Source organism: Paraburkholderia phymatum STM815 (assembly GCF_000020045.1).
GTDB classification, from domain to species: Bacteria; Pseudomonadota; Gammaproteobacteria; order Burkholderiales; family Burkholderiaceae; genus Paraburkholderia; species Paraburkholderia phymatum.
In genome coordinates this window covers 1,948,925-1,970,292 of sequence record NC_010623.1, presented here as the reverse complement: position 1 = coordinate 1,970,292, position 21,368 = coordinate 1,948,925, and the positions used below count along the sequence as shown (strand labels likewise).

The 21,368-nt window shown below is 57.6% G+C and carries 17 protein-coding genes and 1 pseudogene; 7 read left to right on the top strand and 11 right to left on the bottom strand.

The annotated features are described in order from the left end of the window. Positions 1-317: 317 nt before the first annotated feature. From BPHY_RS44455 to BPHY_RS24525, 3 genes and pseudogenes are all read left to right on the top strand, one after another. Positions 318-928 (top strand): annotated as a pseudogene (locus BPHY_RS44455) (IS6 family transposase). Between the two features lie 201 nt (positions 929-1,129). Further along, positions 1,130-2,038, top strand: coding sequence for a LysR family transcriptional regulator (locus BPHY_RS24530; protein ID WP_041764696.1), 909 nt, complete (start codon positions 1,130-1,132; stop codon positions 2,036-2,038). 503 nt (positions 2,039-2,541) lie between these two features. Continuing rightward, positions 2,542-3,330: an enoyl-CoA hydratase/isomerase family protein gene (locus tag BPHY_RS24525; protein ID WP_012404161.1), complete on the top strand. Its 789-nt coding sequence runs from the start codon at positions 2,542-2,544 to the stop codon at positions 3,328-3,330. Positions 3,331-3,428: 98 nt separating this feature from the next. Here the strand turns inward: BPHY_RS24525 and BPHY_RS24520 are convergent, their stop codons facing one another. The 8 genes from BPHY_RS24520 to BPHY_RS24485 all read right to left on the bottom strand — a co-directional run bounded on the left by BPHY_RS24520 (position 3,429) and on the right by BPHY_RS24485 (position 11,454). Beyond that, the gene (locus BPHY_RS24520) at positions 3,429-4,106 is read right to left on the bottom strand and encodes a MarR family winged helix-turn-helix transcriptional regulator (RefSeq protein ID WP_244257835.1); all 678 of its coding nucleotides are present in this window, start codon (positions 4,104-4,106) and stop codon (positions 3,429-3,431) included. A 257-nt stretch (positions 4,107-4,363) separates the two neighbouring features. Beyond that, positions 4,364-5,461: an IS5 family transposase gene (locus BPHY_RS24515; protein WP_041765361.1), complete on the bottom strand. Its 1,098-nt coding sequence runs from the start codon at positions 5,459-5,461 to the stop codon at positions 4,364-4,366. A gap of 86 nt (positions 5,462-5,547) precedes the next feature. Continuing rightward, a complete protein-coding gene (locus BPHY_RS24510; RefSeq protein WP_012404158.1) occupies positions 5,548-6,417 on the bottom strand; it encodes an alpha/beta hydrolase in 870 nt (289 codons plus the stop codon). 83 nt (positions 6,418-6,500) lie between these two features. Next, the gene (locus tag BPHY_RS24505) at positions 6,501-7,328 is read right to left on the bottom strand and encodes an SDR family NAD(P)-dependent oxidoreductase (protein WP_012404157.1); all 828 of its coding nucleotides are present in this window, start codon (positions 7,326-7,328) and stop codon (positions 6,501-6,503) included. An 11-nt stretch (positions 7,329-7,339) separates the two neighbouring features. Continuing rightward, positions 7,340-8,608 carry a Rieske 2Fe-2S domain-containing protein gene (locus tag BPHY_RS24500; protein WP_012404156.1) on the bottom strand — a complete coding sequence of 423 codons (1,269 nt, stop codon included), beginning with the start codon at positions 8,606-8,608 and terminating at the stop codon, positions 7,340-7,342. Between the two features lie 26 nt (positions 8,609-8,634). Next, positions 8,635-9,939, bottom strand: coding sequence for a Rieske 2Fe-2S domain-containing protein (locus tag BPHY_RS24495; protein ID WP_012404155.1), 1,305 nt, complete (start codon positions 9,937-9,939; stop codon positions 8,635-8,637). 42 nt (positions 9,940-9,981) lie between these two features. After that, positions 9,982-10,980 (bottom strand): PDR/VanB family oxidoreductase, encoded by a 999-nt coding sequence (locus BPHY_RS24490; RefSeq protein WP_012404154.1) that lies wholly within the window; start codon positions 10,978-10,980, stop codon positions 9,982-9,984. Between the two features lie 30 nt (positions 10,981-11,010). Beyond that, positions 11,011-11,454 (bottom strand): bacteriohemerythrin, encoded by a 444-nt coding sequence (locus BPHY_RS24485; protein ID WP_012404153.1) that lies wholly within the window; start codon positions 11,452-11,454, stop codon positions 11,011-11,013. Between the two features lie 256 nt (positions 11,455-11,710). On the opposite strand from BPHY_RS24485, the gene BPHY_RS24480 reads away from it, so the two are divergent. Next, entirely contained in the window at positions 11,711-12,859 is a 1,149-nt protein-coding gene (locus BPHY_RS24480) for a porin (protein WP_012404152.1), read from the top strand. A 473-nt stretch (positions 12,860-13,332) separates the two neighbouring features. Here the strand turns inward: BPHY_RS24480 and BPHY_RS24475 are convergent, their stop codons facing one another. The 3 genes from BPHY_RS24475 to BPHY_RS41900 all read right to left on the bottom strand — a co-directional run bounded on the left by BPHY_RS24475 (position 13,333) and on the right by BPHY_RS41900 (position 16,346). Next, on the bottom strand, positions 13,333-13,689 hold the full coding sequence (locus BPHY_RS24475; protein WP_012404151.1) for a TfoX/Sxy family protein: 357 nt from the start codon (positions 13,687-13,689) through the stop codon (positions 13,333-13,335). Between the two features lie 260 nt (positions 13,690-13,949). Continuing rightward, a complete protein-coding gene (locus BPHY_RS24470) occupies positions 13,950-15,647 on the bottom strand; it encodes a carboxylesterase/lipase family protein (protein ID WP_012404150.1) in 1,698 nt (565 codons plus the stop codon). Between the two features lie 462 nt (positions 15,648-16,109). Continuing rightward, entirely contained in the window at positions 16,110-16,346 is a 237-nt protein-coding gene (locus BPHY_RS41900; RefSeq protein WP_157686699.1) for a hypothetical protein, read from the bottom strand. Between the two features lie 1,080 nt (positions 16,347-17,426). Between BPHY_RS41900 and BPHY_RS24460 the strand changes: the two genes are divergently transcribed. The 3 genes from BPHY_RS24460 (at position 17,427) to BPHY_RS24450 (ending at position 21,052) form a co-directional block, all read left to right on the top strand. Continuing rightward, entirely contained in the window at positions 17,427-17,627 is a 201-nt protein-coding gene (locus tag BPHY_RS24460; protein WP_012404148.1) for a hypothetical protein, read from the top strand. Between the two features lie 794 nt (positions 17,628-18,421). Continuing rightward, complete coding sequence (locus tag BPHY_RS24455) at positions 18,422-19,735, top strand: MFS transporter (protein ID WP_041765351.1); 1,314 nt, start codon at positions 18,422-18,424, stop codon at positions 19,733-19,735. 156 nt (positions 19,736-19,891) lie between these two features. After that, positions 19,892-21,052: a porin gene (locus BPHY_RS24450; protein ID WP_012404146.1), complete on the top strand. Its 1,161-nt coding sequence runs from the start codon at positions 19,892-19,894 to the stop codon at positions 21,050-21,052. The last annotated feature ends 316 nt before the right edge of the window (positions 21,053-21,368 follow it).

Below are 21,368 nucleotides of genomic sequence, written 5' to 3'. Positions count from 1 at the left end.
ATTGACTAAACGTTTTTATCGCTTGCTTATATCCGACATTCTCACTTGACCAACAAAGACACGATCTTCTACTCCTGCCACGCGTCATCACTGAGTTCAAGCTTCAATCGCCCATGCGCGTGCCGCAAGCCGTGGGGAAGATTGGCATTTCACCGCCACGCCGTTTCGATCATGGCGTACCTCTCTTATCCTGTGACATCCAAGCGCCCGATAATGCTTGATCCTCACACAGCGCGCAACTTCACCAATCGAAGCGTGGCCGCATGTCCGGTCATGCAGGGGCAAGTCCACCTTGAGCTTTTCACGAGCACGGGCCAATGAGCAAGCTGAAAGATCTCGAAAGGTTATTCAACAGGCGTCATATTGACTGCGGAGTCATCGTCCTATGCGTGCGTCGGTGTCTGCGCCACAGGCTCAGCCTACGTGATATTGTCGGAATGATGGCCGAGCGTGGCCTGCCGCTGGCCCACACGACGATCCTGGGTTGGGTGAAGCGTTAAACGCCAGAACTGATGGGCCACGACAGTCGGCCAGTCGTGGCGAATCGACGAGACCTATGTGAAGATTCGTGGAAAATGGCCTACCTCTACCGCGCTGTTGACCGAGCGAGAAAGACGATCGATTTCCGCATAAGCGCCATGCGTGATATCGCGGCAGCAAAGGCGTTCCTCACGAAGGCGATCAGAACTCACGAGCGCTCCTGAAACGATCATGCTGGACGGCTACGCCGCATCTCTTCGGACGATCCGCAAATGAAGACCGACGAGCCGCTACCCAAGCGAACGAAATTGCGATACTCGAAGATGCTCCGACCAAGCGATTCCGGAGTGCGGCCGTTACCCTCTCCGGTATCGCCTGATGCATCAGCGTGCTCCTCAAAGATACCAATCCACCCTCGATCTGGATGGCGGTGCTATCAGCTCGTTGAGGGTCCCGAAAGATAGGCGATTTCTCACTTTCCAACCCAATTTGCACCGCACCCGACGGTCTCGACGTTGAACGGTCCGATCGCGACATTTTTGAGATTGCGCGTTCACACTCTCAGAAGCCAGTTGCAGGTGATAGAACAAATACCGAAAATGGACGATGATCAGGGGCATGAATTTCCTTGCTCCCGTCAATTTGTCACATGGATAACTTCGACCTCAATCTCTTGCGCATCTTTGATGCACTATGGCGTCACGGACATCTTGGAAAGGCGGCGGAGGAACTGACTCTGAGTCAACCTGCTGCTTCCTACGCCCTAAAGCGTTTGCGCGAAGAGCTTGGAGATGTGCTTTTCGTCAAGACTGGATCCGGCATGCAACCAACGCCACGCGCGATCCTACTAGCACCTGTCGTTCAGTCGGTGCTTGCCGATATCCGTGAACGTGTGTTGAAGGCTCCGAATTTCGTACCGGACAAAGCTCAGCGCACATTCACCATTGCCTTGTCAGACGTCGGCGAGATGGTCTCCCTGCCGCGGCTGCTGCAGCGGGTTACGAGTCTCGCTCCCAGCGTCAATGTGACGACAGTGTCCTTTGCTCCCAAACAACTATTGTCCTCACTTCAGCGGAGCGAAGTCGATCTTGCGATCGGATATTTTCCTGATCTTGATGGCGTCGATGTTTTTCAGCAGCACCTGGTTCGACATTCTTTCGTGTGCCTCGTCCGGCAGAATCACCCAGCGGTACAGGGTCGGCTGACAAAGAAGCTTTTTTGCGAGCTGCCACATGCGGTCGTTCAAGTGGAGGGCCGTCGCCAGGAAATCGTCGAGCAATTCCTGAAAGAGAACGGAATCCGACGCAGAGAGGTTCTGCATACTCCGCATTTCTTAAGCATCCCGATGACCATTGCAATGACAGATCTGGTAGTCACGGTTTCCAGCGATGTGGGCGAGATATTTGCGCGCATCGCGGAGCTTGAGATTCTAGATCCCCCATATAAGATGCCACGGTTTGACGTCAACCAATACTGGCACCGATCGCAGCATGATGATCCGGGGAACCGATGGATGCGGGGCCTCGTCCGGGAACTGTTCGTGCCGATACCTGACTGATTGCCTCCGCGGCGTTCCGACGCACGTTATCAGGTTCGTGGAAGAGTGTTATTTGTGAGATCGGATTGTTGAATGTACGCATTGGCGCGACACTCTTCTAACGCACTCTTCAGATATGCTCGCTCGACGCAAAGCCGGATATGGCTCGTGCATCGAGCGAGGTGCTACGGAGACGTTATGCCCGCCGATTTACTGGGCTGACAAGACACGCGAGGGCACTTCAAGCATTCGGATTAGCGTATTCGCTCCCGACTTGAAGATACGCGAGCAGGGTGACGTTTTTCGCTTATTGATCAAAGTGAACACCCTCCGGAAACCCAGGAGCACGTCATTTCGTGTTTGCGCCGCCGACGCAGCTCTCACCCTGGGCGGACTTGCATATATCGCTGAGCTCGCAGTCGCGAAAGCAGCAGGCGGCCGTGCATGTTAATGCGTCACTCCGTGTAGTCGCAGACAGTTATTCCGTCGATCTTCATCCCATTCCAATTCTCAGGAGACTCAACATGTCAGTTATCAGTTTCGAACAACAAGGTAATGTTGGACACATCGTTCTGGCCGATGGTCCGCTAAATCTGATCAATAACCGGTTCTGCGAAGCACTTAAAGATGCCGTGCACGAGGCCAGTCGCTCTGAGATCCGGGCTCTACTGGTACGCGCCGAAGGCGCGAATTTTAGTCATGGCGGAGACGTCCTTGATTTTATCGATAAGGACTTCGACGACTGGCGCACGTTCATCAGTGAGATGAACCAATCCTACCGCGGTATCGAAGCGTTACAGATCCCAACTGTCGCAGCCGTTCGTGGTGCGTGCTTCGGTGGAGCGTTCGAACTGGCGTTGGCCTGCGACTTGATCGTCGCTGCCGATAATGCGGTCTTTCACCACTTTGAGGCTTCCGTCGGTTCTGCGCCGGTGGCAGGCGGCGTTCAGCGCCTGGCAGAGCGTGCCGGGCGCGCTATCGCCGCGCGCTACACCATGCTGAGCGAGCCGATGACCGGCAAGACGGCCGGCGAACTCGGCGTGGCTGCTTTCGCTTGTGCCGAAACGGACGTTGAGAGCACCGCAGCATCACTGGTCACGCGGCTGTCCAATGGACCGACCCGTTCGTATGCGGCCATCCGTTCACTTCTGAAAGCGTGGGCAGGTGGTGGTGTGCCTGCTGCCGACTCCGTTCTGCTGGACATCACGATGCCGCTGCACGGCACGGAAGACGCACGCAAGGGACGGACGGCACGCGTCGAAGCAATCAGGCGTGGGGTCGAGCCAGAGCCGGTTCTATTCACGGGACAATAATCTGCGGCGTCATGGCTATGGCATTACCACGAGGCTAGCGAGGCATGCGCCGTCAGGTCAATGGTTCTGATGTGATGTATAGAAACGCAGGAAAATCATCACCGCTTGCGCGGCGTTCGCGCCGCGCCTTTGGCACGCGACTTCTGCGAACCGTTGTCAAGTTCCTCGAGTCCCGGCAGCACCAGTTCTTCCATCAACGCCAGCGTCCGCAGGCAAAACTGGTTTCCCGCCTCGCGTTCGGCTTCCGTGAAATGAGCCATCGCGGGCGCAATCGACGACTCTTCCGCGAGCTTGACGATTGCCTTCTCGACGATGTCGAGTCCTTTTTTGGTCAAGTGAACGATGAAGCCGCCGCCGTGACCTGGATCGGATTGTCGTGCTACCAGCCCGAGGCTCGCGAGCCGGTCGATCTTCTTGGTGATTGCGCCAGAAGTGACGAGTAACGCGCGATACAGATCTGTCGGGCGCTTCGCATACGGGTGACCGCTGCGGCGCAATGCGAGCAGCACGCGCATGTCCGACCCGCTGATGCCGCACAGGTTCTGGCACATCTTGTCGAACGCCTGCTCGATAACGGTGCCAAGCCGCATGAAGTAAATGGCGAGCAGAAAGTTGGAGAGATCGAGCTCGCTGTGTTCGCGTTGCCATTGCAGGCTGATGAACTCAATGTGGCTGCTACCAGGAAGATTCGGTTTCCGGGCGGGCTGCATCTGTTCCACTGTGGCATTCTCGCGAGCCCGGTTGGACGCGGTTCGCTTTGCGGCGGCAATGCTCATCTCGTTGGCTTCCCTGGAAGTAGTTCGCTTCCTGCCAATTGTAGCTGGACTTTCCGGGCTTGCGCAGACGGGCTCCCGGACATCACGCATCCTCAGGCATTAACAGGCTGCTGAAGTACAACCGAATTGAAACGGCCTGACTCCAATTACGCGACGCTCGTCGCAGGTTTTTCGCATTGTGCAAGTTTAATGCGAATTCAACGTCCTTTTAAGCGTTCTGAGCTCAAATCCTGACCTCATTTCCGCGTTTCCCGTCACTATGGACGGACTTGTGCCAAGGATCGCAGGCGTACGAGGTTGTATGCGGCCATGTTCAACACGAACATCTGATCTACCTTCTTCAATCCGCGTACCATCGCCTGGCGCATACGTCCCACGGTCTTCGCCCATCCAAAGCCTTGTTCGATCAGCTTGCGCTTTTGCTGGGAAATGGGGTATCCCGCGCTCGAGGCAATCGTATCGGCCACCGCCGAACGCCGCCCCGAAGTGTTTTGCGCTACGTGCGGTGTGACCTTCATCTCGTAGCAGGCCTCGATGAATTCCTGTGCGTCGTAACCCTTGTCCGCGCCCAACGTGATCTCTGCGCTCGCATCCTGTACTGCTTGCCGCGCGTCGTTGATCATGATCTTGGCCGCTTCACGCTCAGCATGCCCGTCAGCGCGTGTCACGCGCGCGTTGACCACCAGACCGTGCCGGTTATCGGTCAGCGTATGGCCCATGTACCGCAATTCGCTGCCCGTCTTGCCTTTACGATAGAGCCGCGCATCAGGATCGGTACTGGACTGATGCGTCTCGTTGCTGCGCTTGCTACCTCTAAAGTCGGCCGCGCTGCTGCCTTCGTCATCCTGATCGTCACCGTCCTTACGAACGAAGCTCTTGTGTCCCGCCCACGCCTGGATCAGCGTGCCGTCTACGCTGAAGTGCTCGCCCGAGAGCAGATCCTTCTTCTGAGCGATGGCCACCACTTCGTTGAAGAATTCGATCACGGCATCGTGCCTGATCAACCGCTCGCGGTTCTTCGTGAAGACCGTGGGCACCCACACCACGTCATCCATTGCCAGGCCGATGAACCAACGAAACAGGAGGTTGTATTGCACCTGCTCCATCAATTGCCGCTCCGAGCGGATGCTGTAGAGCACCTGGATCAGCATCGCCCGCAACAGCTTCTCCGGCGCGATGCTCGGCCGCCCGCCCTTTATGTCGGCTTCGTACATGTCGGCGAACAGCCGATTCATCTTCGCGAGTGCTTCGTTCGCCATGACGCGAATCGCACGCAGCGGATGTGACGGCGGAATGAAGTCGTCCAGCTTGCGCATGGAAAACAGACTCTCGGTGAATGTGTCGGCGCCGCGCATAATCTCCATTAGGCAGTTGGGCTCCTTCTATCAACGCTTCACGTACTCTGCGCGATGACGTGTTTCAGCGGTACTTCAGCAGCCTGTTAAGCCGCCTGCACCGCGCTGCGCAACACGTCGGCGATCTGGCGTTGAGCGAGCGTCGCGGCGTCGACCTGGCCACGCATGCTGTAGAACGTATGCAGCATGCCGATATATCGGACGCAGGTCGTCGGCACGCCCGCTTCGGCCAGTTTCCTTGCATACGCTTCGCCGTCGTCGCACAGTGCATCGCACTCGGCCGTGACGATGATGGCGGGCGGCAGTCCCTGGTGAGTGCCAGCCAGGAAAGGTGAGAGTTTCCAGGATGTCGCGGTGACACCATGATCGAGCGCATAGGTACGAAAGGCGTGCTCGACGTCGGCCTTGCGCTGCATGAAGCCTTCGGCATAGGTGGCGAGCGAGGCTCCCTGCTGACGCGCATCCGTCGCCGGATACACGAGTGCCTGCGCGAGAATGCGTGGGTGCGCATGGTCCCGTGCGAGCAGGCACACCACGGCGGCGAGATTGCCACCCGCTGACTCGCCGAAGATCGTCATGCAGGCGGATGGAAGCCCCAGTTCGTGTCCGTGATCTGCGATCCAGCACGTCGCGGCCCACACGTCGTCGAGCGCTGCCGGGAACGGATGTTCGGGCGCAAGCCGGTAATCGACGCTGACGACAGCCAGTCCGGAGTCGTTGGCGAGATGCCGGCAGACCGCGTCGAAGCTGTCGCGATTGCCCATCAGCCATCCGCCGCCGTGGATGGCGATCGTGACACCCGTCGCGCCATCGGGATGATAGATGCGGACAGGAATGCCGACGCCCGGCCCCGGAATGACGAAATCAAAGACCGTGTCGATATGCGGGCCGGGCGCGCGAGTGGCCGTGCGTGCGGCCATGCCCGCACGCGCTTCGTCGGCGCTCACCTCCGCCATGCTCGGCTTCCCGGCAGCGGTTGCCGCAATACCCCGAAGCGACGGATGAATCTGTTTCTGTGCGGAAGAAGGCATCATGGGTTTCAGGGCGTCGGAGTCGCGGAAGGAGCGAACGTGATACGCGGAATGGCAGCGAGCACGCTCAGGCCGCCATCGACGGTAACGATCTCGCCCGCCATGTGGGCGCTCAGATCGGAGGCGAGGAACAGCAGGTGCCCCGCGATTTCCGCCGGCGTGGCGGCGCGTCCGATCGGAATGGCCTTTCCGACGGCTGTCCACGTTTCCTCGCTGAGCCGCTGGTTGAGCCGCGGCGTGCGCACAAAGCCCGGAGAGACGGCATTGATGCGCACGTTGTGAGGCGCATATTCGGCACCTGCACTGCGCACGAGATGATGCAAGGCCGCTTTCGAGGCTGCATAGGCGACTTCGTTCGGAATCGCGCGATCGCCGGCCAGCGAGCCGACAAAGGCGAAAGTGCCGCCGCCATCGGCCTTCATCATCTCGCCGCCGATCTGGATCGCGAGATACGCATGGCGGACCACGATGTCGAACTGCTGGTCCCACGAGGTGTCGTCGACGGCAGCGAGCGGCTTGATGCCCGCCACGCCGATGATATCGACGACACCATGAATGCGGCCGAAGTGCTCGCGCGCCGTGTCGAATACGCGCTGCATGTCGGCGCGCGAGGTCGCGTCGGCGGCGCACGCAATGCCGCCCACCGCTTCGGCGATGTTGCGCGCGAGCTGCGCATCCTTGTCGACGCAAAGCACGCGGGCGCCGGCTTGCGCGAGGGCATGCGCGGTCTGCTCGCCGATGCCCTGGCCGGCGCCCAGCAGCACGAAGCCGCGGCCGTCGAGCCGCAGCAGGGACAGGTAATCCGGAACGGTATTGCGTTGGTCACTCGTCGTCATGAATGTTCTCCTCAGGCTGCCGCCGTCTGGCGATGGGACGGCAGCAGATCCTGCCACGCGTCGCCTTCTTCGAGCAGCGCGTCACAGGCGCCAACGCCGCTCAGGTCGAGGCCGAGCGCAGCGGGCTGCCGGCCTTCCGCCACCGCCTTGACGGCGTCGAGCAGCACGCGGCGCACGCGAACGACGGCCTGATCGGCCGGCACCAGGTGTTCGCGGGAACGGTCGTAAAGCGGGCCTTGAGACAGACCGATCGACGCGTCTTCCACTTCGACGCCTCGCAAACCCGTCCAGTTCTCTTTCATCAGCTCGCGGTTTTGCCCGAACGAATCCAGCCAGCTCGCGGTGAACGTGCAATTCTTGCGGTCGTAGTAGTTCGGATCGTTGAGCCCCAGCAGTTCAATGATCTTGTCTTCCGTCACGGGCGCGTTGCCATGAACGACGATGAACGTGCTGGTGTGCGTGTCGTCCTCGGGCACTTCGAGGACGGTGAACAGGAACGCCGGCGCGGGAATGATCCGGCCATACGGCACGATGAACGGAACGACGCGTGCATTGCGGACTGCCGGGTCGTCGGTCTTGCGCAGCGCAACGTAGTGAAAACCGAACGTGGTGGTCTCGATCTTCAGCACCGGTTCGAGGTCGTTGGATGCGAGCGCGGCAGGATTGACGACATCGGGGTTGCGTGTGAACTCGTCGTCCTTCCAGCCGGGACGCGCCATATTGGTGTGCAGTACGCCGACGTGCGAACTGTCTTCGCCGCCCTCGACCAGTTGCAGGTAATTGCAGGCCACGTTGATACGCAGCACGACGCGATGGGCCGGTTCGGCGTCCATGAACGCGTAGCGCGAAAACGCGGGAACCTGGTCTTGCGGACCGACATAGGCCCACACGATACCGCCTTCCTCGCGAACCGGGAAAGCGGGCGCCTTCAGACGCGCCGCGTACTTCGGATCGGCATGGTTCGGTGTTTCCATCACGGTGCCCGAAGCGCTGAACTTCCAGCCGTGATAGAGGCAACGGATGCCGCCTTCCTCGACTCTGCCCAACGCAAGCGACGCGCCCCGATGCATGCACAACTCTTCCAGGAATCCGACCTTTCCGTCGCTGTCGCGAAACGCGACGTAGTTTTCGCCGAGCAGGCGCACGCGCAGCGGCGCGCAGTCGGGTTGCGGCAGTTGCGCGGACGTGCAAACCGGGTGCCAGAAGCGTCGCATCAATGCGCCAACGGGCGTGCCCGGACCGACACGGCAAAGCAATTCGTTATCTTCGCGGCTCAACATTCCAGGTTCTCCTTTCTCTACGTTCGTTACTGACTGCGTCCTGCGCGCGCCGCACCTTGCGATGCGACGATGCGATGGTGTGGCACGAGGGTGCGCCAATCTTCATCCGGACCGATTTCGGCGGACACGCCAATCGCGCCACCGGCATCGGCGTGCAGTGCCGCGATCTGCTGCTGGTCGCGTGCCGCGCGGGCATAGGTCAGCAGGCAGCGCTGCAGGCGGCTGATCGCGATGTCGGCGGTGGACAGCATTTCCTGCGAACGGTCCCGAATCGCGCCACTCGACACGCTGCACGCAGCGTCTTCCTGTGTGATGCTCGCCAGACCGGTGAAGTGGCCGGTGCGCATCTGCGCGCGATCCTGCAAATAGCCATTCGCCACCGACATCGCGGCGGCTGTGTTGCAGGTGTCGGCCGTCATGCCGTACCGGCGCAGCGTCGGCTCATCCAGGCCCACGAACGTGAGTTGCTCGTTGCGCAGCGGGTCTTCGCCGATGCGCTTGCCGGCGTCCCACCATACGTGATAGAGATTGCAGCGCTCGTCGTTGACAGGAACGATGGCGAGAAACACATCGCCATTGGCGTTGGCGATGAAGCACGGTGCGATGAACGCCGTCACCCGCGCAATGCGTTTGCCCTCCGTCTCGCGGATCGCCACATAGTGGAAGCCAAAGTCCGTTTCGTCGGCTTCGATTCTGGGTGCTGCGTCGAATTGCATGTGCGAGGTCTTCTTTGCATAGTCGAGCTCGGAATCGCTGGTCCTCGCCAGTGCGGAGCTGTGCAGTACCGTCAGATGCGACGAGTCGACGAGACCTTCCATCACCTGCACGAAGTTCGCGTTGATGACGGCGCAGGCGTTGATGCGGTGAGCGTCCGGCTGATCCATGAACGCCCAGCGCGGGAAAGGCGGCTCGGTGCCCTTCGGACCCAGATAGACCCACACGATGCCACCCGCTTCCTGAACGGGCCACGCGCGTCCCTTGATACGTTCCTTGAAGCGCGGATCTTCGACGTTAGGCGTTTCCAGCACCGTGCCGTCGACGGCGAACTTCCAGCCGTGATAAATGCAGCGCAAGCCGTCGCCTTCCGAGCGGGCCAGTTGCATCGACGCGCCGCGGTGCAGGCAGGCTTCAGCGAAGACGCCGGGCCGCCCCTGCGCGTCGCGCCAGACGACGAAGCGCTCGCCCAGCAGTTCGACAGTTTGCGGTTCGCCGTCCGGCGGCGGCATATCCGACGACTGCATCACGGGCAGCCAGAAGCGGCGCATGGCGTCGCCCATGCCGGTACCGGCGCCCGTGCGGCACATCAGTTCATTGTCTTGCTTGTTCAACATGGTTATCCCTCGCTACAGGAATGGGCAGTGTGTGAAGTCGCGTCAAAGATCGAGCGTCAGCCGCGACGTTTTCGAGCGTGAGCAGCAGGGCATGAAGGCGTCGTTGCGGTCCCGCTCGTCATCGGTCAGATACAGGTCGCGGTGCTCGGGCACGCCGGCGAGTACCTTCGTCATGCAGGTGCCGCAGACACCCTGCTCGCACGACAGCGGCACATCGAAACCAGCCTCCAGCAAGGCTTGCGCTGCGCTTTGAGCGGTGCTCACCGTGATGACCTTGCCACTGCTGGCGATTTCGATTTCGAACGGCGCGTCATCCGAAGACGATTCGACCGGCGTTGCCGCCGCGAAGTATTCGCGGTGCAGATGCTTCTCGTCCCATCCGAGCTCGCGCGCAGTTGCGAGAATGTGATCCATAAAGCCCGCAGGGCCGCACACGTACAGATGCCTGTCTGCTGACGGGGCGCCGATCGCGCTGCGCGCGTCGAGCTGCTGGTCAGGCGCACCGTCATCCACGTGCACGTGGATATTCGATTCGCCGCCGGATTGCGCCTGCTGCAGGCGATCGACGAACGCCATACCCGAAAGCGTGCGCCCGCAATAGTGCAGTTCGAATGGGCGTTGCTCGCCCGCAAGCTGCTGCGCCATGCAGAAGATCGGCGTAATGCCGATGCCGCCCGCAAAGAGAATCGAGCGATCGTTTGCTGCGCTGTGAAGCGCGAAATGATTGCGCGGGGCGCTGATGGTCAACGTGTCGCCCGCCTGTACGTCATCGAGCAATTTGACGGAACCGCCACGCGAATTGGGATCGCGCAGCACGCCGATCCGATACCGCCCGTCTTCGCCGGACAACTCGTACAGCGAGTACTGACGAACGGGACCACCGGGGACATGCAGGTCGATGTGCGCGCCTGCTTCGAAGGCAGGCAGCGCATCGCCTGACACGGGCGAGAGTTCATAGCCGGCGATGCCGTCGGCGAGCCACACCTTTGCGGCAACTTTCACTTGCAGCAAGGTGTGCACAGAGGTTGTTTGATCTTCCATTGGGGACGTGAGCAGTAAAAGTGATGCGTATCAGGCGGCGACGCGAAGTTGCCGCCTGATCACGACGGGCGACGCGCCCAGTTTCTGTTGAATCAGCCAGCGGGCGAGGCCCTGGTCCATCACACGCACGTGCTCGGGAAACCAGTCCACGAGCGCGCGGGCGAATGAACGCACGACATCGGTTCGACCCTGGGCAAGCATTGCGCGCACTTCGTCGAGCGAGCGGAGTACGGCAGCGTGTTCGTCGATATGACAGCCCGCCGAACGGTAGGCTGTCTCGCGCATCGAAGCGTCCTCGTCGCCGAAGTGGCTGTGCGCGTGCCCGGCAAACGCCGCCAGCGCGTCGCCAAGATCGGCGTCTTCGGCAGTCAGCAGCGTGTGCACGCACGAGACGAACTCGTGGTGGGTCTCGTCCATCGTCTGATGGCCGAGGGCGTAGTCGTCATGCCAGGCAAAGCCTTCAAGATCTCTCATTTGTCAACGCACTCCTGTGCAGGTTTTCCTGCGCTCTTCATTTCGTCTTCCATGGAAGATACTATTTCGGATACGGAATGTCGAGATAGGGCAAAACCCGATATGTGAAGACGCGTGTGGGAAGCGAGTCGGCGTATGGATGCTGCTCCCGGCGGCCGTCCGATACGGGTAACTCCCGACCGCAAAATGTTTGACATGGAAGATGTTAAAAAATTACCTTCCACGGAAGTAATTCACCAAAACGGGAGACAGATGAATGAGTTCAAGGTCGAGTCGAACGGGGAATGGTTTTTCGTGGCGTCAGACGATTGGCTGGGGACTGCTGTCGCTCGCGATGTGTGCACCGGTGGCGTCGCAGGCACAGAGTTCGGTCACGCTGTACGGCATCATCGATACGGGCGTCGAATATGTGACCAACAACGGTCCAACAAAGTCGAGTGCGGTCCGCGTCCCGTCGTTCACCGCGTCGATTCCTTCGAGGTGGGGGTTTCGCGGCAAGGAGGATCTTGGCGGCGGGCTCAGCGCGGTGTTCGTGCTGGAATCGGGATTCGCTCCGTCGACGGGGGCGCTGAACCAGGGCGGCCGCCTGTTTGGCAGGCAGGCCTACGTCGGCCTGTCGGGGCGATGGGGAACGTTCACGCTGGGCCGGCAATACTCGCAGATCTACTGGGCGTTGCCGGGCGACACGATGGGCCCGAACATCTACGCAGCCGGTGACCTCGACCCTTACCTGTCCCAGGCGCGGGTCGATAACGCTGTCGCCTACACGTTCACGACGTCGGGACTGACGGTGGCCGCTACCTATTCATTCGGGCGCGACGCCGTCGATCCCGCAGCGGCGGGCGGATGCGCCGGCCAGTCGCCGACAGACTGGCGGGCCTGCAAGTCGATGTCAGCGATGGTGAAATACGAAGCGGCAACATGGGGCGTGGCGGCGGCATTCGACCGCAACTACGGCGGAGGCGGCACCGGCTCGCCACTGCCGACCAGTTCGCTGACGGATACGCGCGCTGTGATCGACGGCTACGTGAAATTCGGCACGGCGACCATCGGCGCGGGATATCTGCATCGGATCAATCACGGAGCGCAGACGGCGACGCTTTTCGATGCCGTCAGCAACTACTGGTGGCTGGGCGGAACGTATCTCCCCGCTCCGCAAATCGCCCTCGACGCCCAGTTCGGCCACATATCCGTGAATAGCAGCTCCGCGGGCGCTTCCGTGATTGCGGCGCGCGCGGCGTATCTCCTGTCGAAGCGCAGTTCGGTCTATATCACCGTCGGACACATGTTCAACGAGCGCAACGCGACATTCACGATCGACGGCGGCGTGCTGCCGCCTGCGTCTACGCCGTTGCCCGGAGTCGATCAGACGGGCGTGATGGTGGGCGCGCGTCACCAGTTCTGAACGGCCGGCGGTCGCTAATTTCTGCGGGAGGCTTTGTCGCGTTGCCTGTGAGGATTGTGGTGCAAATTCGGTAGGCGAGCGAGTAATCGCCTACCGTTCTTGAACCTCAACGAGCTGGCAGCATCGCCATCCAGATCGGGGGTGGATTGGTATCTTTGAGGAGCACGCTGGTGCATCGGTGCGATACTGGAGAGGGCAAGGGCCGCGCTCCGGAACCGCTTGAACGTAAGCACCCGATACGCCGATTCCTTGCCAGGCCGCTACAACCTTGGCCCTGAACTCCTCGCTGTGGCGTTTCCGACGACGACGCTCCGGGAGTGATTCCGATTCGATAGTGTTCACTTGTCCGCTTATTCAATTAAGTGGACACGATACTCCCAAGCGCTACAGCCAGACTCAAGATGGGTTTGCCGAGCGCTTATTCTTATTCGCTAGTCACCCCCCTTCCACACCGTGACTTACTCGTGGCTCGACTACGACGAGGGCTTTGCCGCCTTCATCGCGGCCCGATACGCTTTCTCGGCCCAAATGCGCAGTTCCTCCCGATTCTCGACTACCTCGGCGGGTACCGCCCGGAAGGATTTAAGAGCACGCTCCTCCCCCTTGGATACATAGCCGAGCGTATGTGAGTTAGCGATTTCATAGTCATTTTGATTCTCATCATCAACTTTGAAATACAGATCCCCTTTCCATACCATACCGAACACATGTTCATTTCGACACAGTGCGCAGGCACCGAATAAAGAACGTGTCGAGATAGGGTCAATGAGAGCAAGTTGCTCAATGATGTACTGTGCCAAGTCTTCGTTAATTTTCAGTTGCCGGGACATATGCGTCGCACCATCTCAAGAGTAATCACTAGTGTTTTCGGAAGGTGTTGCGGCAAACATCGAAAGCAGCTTCGTTAGCCATCTCCGCGCTTCATTTCGAGTCGCACGCTTAAAGCGTCGATGCGCCGTTCTCGGCACCGTTTCGCGTTTCGACGCATTCCTGAAATTAAAAATTCCAGGAACGCGTTTGATATTAATACTCTTCTTAAAGTGACAGCCATAAAACAGACAAGTCGCCACCTTTTCAACGTGACTCAGTCTCAGAGACTCACAATGTCGCCGCGCATCGCTTGATGCGGATCGTTCTCGACCTTCGACTGCGTGCTAAACATCATGGTCGCTCGCGACTCGGTGTCGTAAGTGGGCCATGGAAGCGATGTTGTCGACGGATTGCCGCTGCGAGCGAAACTCGTCCATGCGTCAAACATTTGCTTGCCTAAAGCAAGACGATGGTTTTCCGGATCTGCGGAGGCTCGCAACGCATCAGAGTCCTTCCCATCCCACGCTGTTCCATAGAGTGGAACATTGAAAACAAATGGCAATTCAACACCATGCAAGGCCCATTTGCTATCAAAACATGGAGTCTGCCAGGCACACTCGTACATGTAAACCGGAGAGCCTTTTGCAGCCACAAGCATGTCGGCCTGCGTAACCGCATTTTTCCAGAAGCCGATATCAGTTGAAACGCGAACGAGCAGCTCGGGCTCCGAAAGTTTCGGCATTACCTGCCGGTACTTTTTTATGACCGGAAGTAGCTCGTTGACATCAATATTGTTGATAGTCGCAAATTTCGCTGCCTTTTCGGCGAGGGCCTGATCATCCTTTAGAGGCGCAAACATGTCAGAACCGATGAACGCCGCTGTTTCCTGTGACGTGTTCCCCAGCAGCACCGGCACTTTACGCGCAAACTCCGGAATGTCTCCCTTCCAGATCATTTTCGGCAAGACGCGGCCATCCACCGTCGGGCCAAATATGATCGAAGGGTTGAAATTTGATTTAGCCTCGGTGCTGATTTTTTCGAAGCACTTTAGCAGCTTTTGAGTCGGAACCGCCTGAAGCGCCTTGATGTCATTATGTCGTAGTCCGAGCGTAGCGTACACCGAGTCTGTTAATGCCGCAGCCTCACTGGACTCGCGGACTTTCAGCACGGACCCACTCTGGATGATAGCCTTGTGGAATAGACCCTGAGCACCGGGCATGCCAAGGAGCGTGGTGATCTTTCCACCACCTCCCGACTGTCCGAAGACAGTAACGTTGTTAGGATCGCCCCCAAAGTTCTCAATATTGTCACGGACCCACTTCAGCGCAGCAATGAGATCCAGATGCCCTGCGTTACCGGAAGAAGAAAACCGGTCGTCTTGCTGCTCGCCCAGGTACGTGTATCCAAAAATGTTAAGGCGATGGTTGATGCCAACAGTTACAACATTCCCTGTTTTCGCGATGCTTCCGCAATTGTAAACATGCGAGTACCCTGAGCCAAAGCTATAGCCGCCCCCGTGCATCCATACCATTACCGGTAGACGCGAGGACGTGCTAGCGCTCGAAGGACTGAACACATTTAGCATAAGACAGTCTTCGGTCGCGGAACTTGGATCGACCCACGTAGCAAAATCTTGATTGTCCTGCGGACTTTGACTCCCAAGGTGAAGCGCATCACGAACCCCATGCCATGGCGTCACCGGTTGTGGCGGCAGGAATCGATTTTCACCGCCAGTGTTCGCGCCGTAGCGGACACCTAGATACGAAGCCAAGCCGTCATTCACACGTCCGCGTAGTTTTCCATGCGTAGTCTGGACAGTCTTAAAGGAGTCGCCTGTACGCGCAAACGTCATCCCTGGCAGGGAGAACAGTGAAGTAGTTACAGCGGCCGCTCCGACGCGAAGTACATCCCGTCGGGTGACTCCCCCGTGATCATGCCTTTCATTTTTCTTGTCATTCTCGATGCCGTCAATCTTCACAACCGCTACTCCTAAAAGGGAGAGTCTGATTTGCTGACGCGATGCTTCCAACAATTTGCATGGTGAGCGAAGCGCAGCCATACCGACCAGTCAAAAAGAAGACTTGATAGTCTCTATAAAAAACCAGCAAGTCAAGTGGAGGACCCCCTATGTTTCGTATCGACGTCTTGTTGGGAAAGATTGGACGGTACGGTTCGAGACACTTTCGGCACGCTTCGTACCGATCATGCGGAGCAATTCGCTTCGTGCCGCCATCTTCAAATCCTCCCAAGCCTTTTCGAGCGCGGAGAGAGTGCAGTTGCTCAAGTGCCTGCTGCCGGCGCTTCACTCCAGAATGGGCGTAGCGAGAGGGTCCATCTTCCTTCGCGTTAAATGGGCTGAAGGGAGGCAACGGAGCAGACTGGAGATATGCATCGGCGCGCAATGCTACTTGACCAGGTCCGAGCGGACGTCGGCCAACTCTCAATCCTCGGCGGCGAACAGATGCTCGTAACGTTCAAGTATTCGCTCGCGCCGATGATACAAATCGATCAGCGATCTGTTCGGAGGCGAGGTTTGTGCAAAAGGGGAAAGGTTGCCTTCCAAGATACAGATTCGCGTCAGCAACGCCGCGTTTGCATTACAAACCTTTCCTCGCCACACGGAGACGCCACGGGCACGTTGTACGTCGTTGAGTTTAAAGGCCAACTTTTCACCCATGGGGAGCTCACAAGGATCACTAAGACCCAAGATTCGATATCAACGACTGAGGCCCGATAGTCGATGCGTTAGCGGCAACGAGCGAGCAGCCATTCGCTGCGGGCCTTTCAAGTACAACCGGGTGCCGTCCCAAGGCAGCGCAACGGCGACACTCAAGCGAGGCCGGGACGATGACAATTTGCGCCTTGCTGAATTCCCGCTACCTCACGCCTCCCTATCCAGGTCTGGGGCGAGGATGCGAACTCGTCGCGAGACCCCGGTGAGCAGGCCGGCACCAGTTACGACGTACGCCCTGTCGCCAGTGGTTCGGGTCAAATTATACCAATGGTCAATTAAACATACCAGATATTCTAAATTACATACCGCCAATATTACCCTGGAAGTAATATTGGCGACACTTCACTAACGAGCGCGAAGCGCGCTCTGCCACGTTGCTGGAATCGTGACATCGGGCATCCCGAACAGAATACGGAGATCTGTGCCCAGAGGCTCGTCGTCCCCGTTGAGAATGGGAGCCAAAACTCGTTAGTCATTTTTTAAGACTTGTAGGTATTTTCCCTGGCATCATCTGCCTTGATTACCCATTGGCCATGGACTATGTTTGAATAAACCCGTCAGTCAAATAAACGTACTCATCAGATTACTATTTTTGACTGACGGTATCTTGAGAAAAGAGCCGACGGTAGCGGAGCACCTGATGCGATTGCCCCGGTTGACGCGGGCGATTCAGGTCAGACAGGCCTTTCGACAACGGCACCTGCGCCACAGATGTGCGCCGATCTCCATGAAGGAGTAACACAAATGGATTCGCATGCGGTCAAGTCCCTCAGATGCCAACTTGAGAAGTGGTTAGCACGCACGCCCGGAGTTCCGATGCACCTGACCCGATTCATCGTGAGACGCCGGCGTTGCGTCCGGGTCGAGTCAATACAAGAGAGGGGCGTTTTTGTGATCTTCTTTTTCCAACAAGACGATGGTTCTTGGGGCGTATTCCCTCCGTCGCCTGCCGCTCCCACCATGCGGGCCCATCAATATGCTGTATGAGCATCACTCGTACATCAATTTTCTGCGGAGCTTGAAATGGACATCCTGAAGATTGCGGAGAGCTCGGGCTTACTGGTGACACTTGACGGCAAAATCGGTCGACAAGAGTACCAAAGCGTTTATGGCTCGATCACAGCTCTCAGCCGTTTCGCGAATGCCATCCTTGAGTACGCCAACATCAAGGCGCCTCTTTCTGCTGCCGATGAAGTTCAGAACCGCAGCAGCATCGTAAATTGACTTCCGATCACGTGCTCGCAACGGCAAATCGATTCCGAGAAAACGTTAGGTGGAGGTCGGTTCCGCGAACCACACGGTGCGAGCAACACGCACAGCGCAATCGCAAACTGGCGCATGCGACTTCCAGCATCCATTAGTTGTAGGTTTTCGCATCAACGGCAAGAATGCCGGCCTCAGCCGCTCGACACTCTTCCTCACAATTTGCCTCGATAACGCCAGTCCACGCGTAGAGTATGTGAAACCTTTGAGCGTACATCGTGCGCCATTGAATTCATCAAGGCCGGCAAGCCTCGCGAGATGGCATGCGATTTCGCCGCGCGGGCTTTCTTCGCACGCCGTCGTGGTCACCCGACGGACACATGCACTTCCGCGTAGTCACTTTTATTCGAGCGTGCGCGCGCCGAGTTAGGAACTGCTTGCCAGTATCATTTGACGCTCGCCTGCCCAACATTGCCGCGCTGACTCGAAGTCGACGTGCTCGCGATCAATGTTGTTAATGGCCAACATCTGACCAGGATCATCCGCAAACATTAGACTGCCCAGTCAGTTTATTTTTGTTCATCGTATTCTATGAACGTGGGATCGTAGGTGACGTGGTGACAATGCACCGTTCTGGGAAGCGTGGTACCGCCAAACGTGCGGGTTACCAGTCCGACTTGGAAGTTGTCGTTGTGACCGCCTTAAAGCCTCTCTCTCGCAGTCGTCAGTCAAGCGCCAAATGGGATCTCGAGATCCAAAGGATTTCGCCCATCGCGGCTATGCCTACAAAAGTTCCACAAGAAGAAGGATCTGAGATGACAGCCACACGCGAGCCCCAAGCCTTGGGGGAACGAAACGAAGAAGCAAATGTTGTTCGCAAAACATGGAGCGTCGGGCGCCTACGGTGGGCCATGCTTGCGCTAGTGTTCGCGGCTACGGCACTGAACTACATCGATCGCGCAGCTCTTGGCATCCTCCAGCCGATCCTCAGTGTGTCGCTTGGCTGGACCACAATGGACTACGCAAACATCAATTTCTGGTTCCAGGCCGGATATGCCGTGGGCTACTTCCTTCAAGGTTCATTGATCGATCGACTCGGGGTTCGGCGAGTCTTTTTCTGGGCTGTCTTGTTGTGGAGTCTCGCCACAGGGGCGCATGCTTTCACCACCTCTGTCGCAGGATTCATGCTTTGCCGCTTGATCTTGGGACTGACTGAAGGAGCAAACTACCCTTCGGGAGTCAAGATCTCAAGATTATGGTTTCCTCCGGCGGAGCGGGCCATTGCGACTGGAATTTTTAACGGTGGAACACATATCGGTGCAATCCTCACACCCATTATCCTGCCGGCTCTACTCTTCGCATTCGGCTGGCAAGCCGTCTTTATTGGCGTCGCGATTCTCGGACTCGCGTGGGCCCTTGTTTGGGCACGTTGCTACTACGACCCCAAGGACCATCCTTGGATCAGCGCATCGGAACGCGAGTATGTGAAATCTGATGATGAGAAACCGGCCATCAAAGTGCCTCTGCATAGAATCTTGGTTATGCGAGGGACTTGGGCCTTTGCGCTCGCGTTCTCATTAACAGCACCTGTCTTCTGGTTCTACCTTTACTGGCTACCACCATATCTCCACCAGCAGTATTCTCTCGGCATCAGCGTCAATCAGATCGGGTTACCATTGATCATCATCTATGTAGCCGCGGACGTTGGAAGCATTGGAGGAGGATTGATCTCTTCCTTCCTCATTACCCGTGGCGTACGCCCTGTGTACGCCCGACTCATCACAATGTTCCTAGCAGCCGTGCTCGTTACGAGTGTTGTGGCGGCAAACTCGAATAATCTTTGGACTGCCGTTCTGGCAATCGCGCTCGGCCTCGCCGCTGGACAAGCCTGGATCACGAATATCTATAACATCTGCATGGATTACACGCCCAAAGAGCTCGTAAGCACAGTTTTTGGCTTTGGCGGTATGTGCGCAGCAGGAACAGGCATGTTCATGACACAGGTCGTCGGCTACGTTCTCACGACCACACATAACAATTACAAAATTCTTTTCATGGGCATTCCAGGACTCTATGCAATAGCGTTGATCTGGCTGCTCCTCTTGGCGCCCAAAACATCGGCCGAATAAGGGTAAACTAAGGCGAAAGTGCGCGATTTTCGATCGCTCACTTTACAGTCATAAGACTCTTCCGACTACATCCGGCGATCGTTAATCGGTAAGAGTTTGATCCCTAATGATGTTCCTGTTTTTAAATAAAACTCTATCATTTATTTTGGCATACTAATGAATAAGAAAATCTTATCTTGTTTGGCAATTTCACTTGCAGCGCTACAGTCAACTGATTCTGACGCACAGAGCTCCGTCACGCTCTATGGTCTCGCCGATAACGGTATCGATTTCGTCAATAACTCAGCCGGCAAGCAATTGCTCGCCATGCGCGACGGAACGTCCACTGGTATATATGGGAGTAGGTGGGGCCTCATTGGGCATGAAGACCTTGGGGGCGGTCTGGAAACCATCTTCCGCCTCGAGAGCGGGTTTAATCTTCCTAGCGGCACCGCAGCTCAGGGTGGGCGCGAGTTTGGTCGCCAAGCGTACATCGGCTTGGCATCTTCCCGTCTGGGTACAGTAACGTTCGGTCGGCAGTATGACTCGGTAGTCGACTTCATGCAGTTTGCATCGACTACTTCTGAACTGGGTACGTTCGCCGCACACGGAACCGATGTCGACAATCTAGTCAATTCCTTCCGGATCGACAACGCAGTGAAATATACGAGTCCAACAGTTTCCGGCTTCCGCCTTGGCGTATTGATGAATTTCAGCGGTACCAACGCCGCGAACTCACCGCACACGATACCGATCTGGAGCGTTGGAGCCGACTATTCAGTTGCTGGAGCGCACGTTGCAGCGTCCTATCTCTATGCAAACAGACCGGCCCAAGTTTTCACGACGGGCGATGGACACTTCATCGCAAACACGACCGGAGCGGCTATCGGTGCGAGCGGACCATGGAGCTACATTGGAAATCCGGACCACATGAGCATAATTGCTGCCGGCGGGACATACAATTTCGGAAATATTACCCTCGGAGGAATTTATACCCGCTCTCTCTTCGCGCAGGCAAACGGTACCTCGAGTGACGTCTCGTTTGACAACTATGACGTTTCGGTGCGGTATCAGCTGAATCCCGCGTGGCGATTCATCGGGGGATATCTCTTTACGGTTGGACATATCGAATACCTGGGACAAACGCTGAAATATCATCGATTTATCTTGGGGTCTCGCTACGCGCTGTCCAAGCGTACCGAGGTCTACGGCTTGGTTTCCTTCCAACAGGCAGCCGGAGACGCACACTATGCCGACCTTTACCAAGGCGCCCTTGCGTCCATGTCGACAACAAATCGCCAAATAGGCGGCCGGATCGGTATCGTGCACCGTTTCTAGTATGCGGGCCTTGCGATTTAGCCAAGATTTAAGGGGGCTAGCAAATCGCAATCAAGCAGCATGCTCACCTGCTCCAATCACGGCAGCTGATCTTTTTCGTGGTCGCAAACTCAAGGATTACGACCTTGACACTGCGACCTTGTTGCTGCATTGTGCACGCATACTATACATCGGTTTCTCCAGACTGCAGAAGGGGGGGACACCCAGGCACTCGTAAGCGCGAGACCGCGGACGTCCTCGGGACTCTAATTGGCGAACCAACTCTTCCTGGGGCCGGTATAGGGGAGCACTAGGTCAAGCGCTCCGATTACAAAGT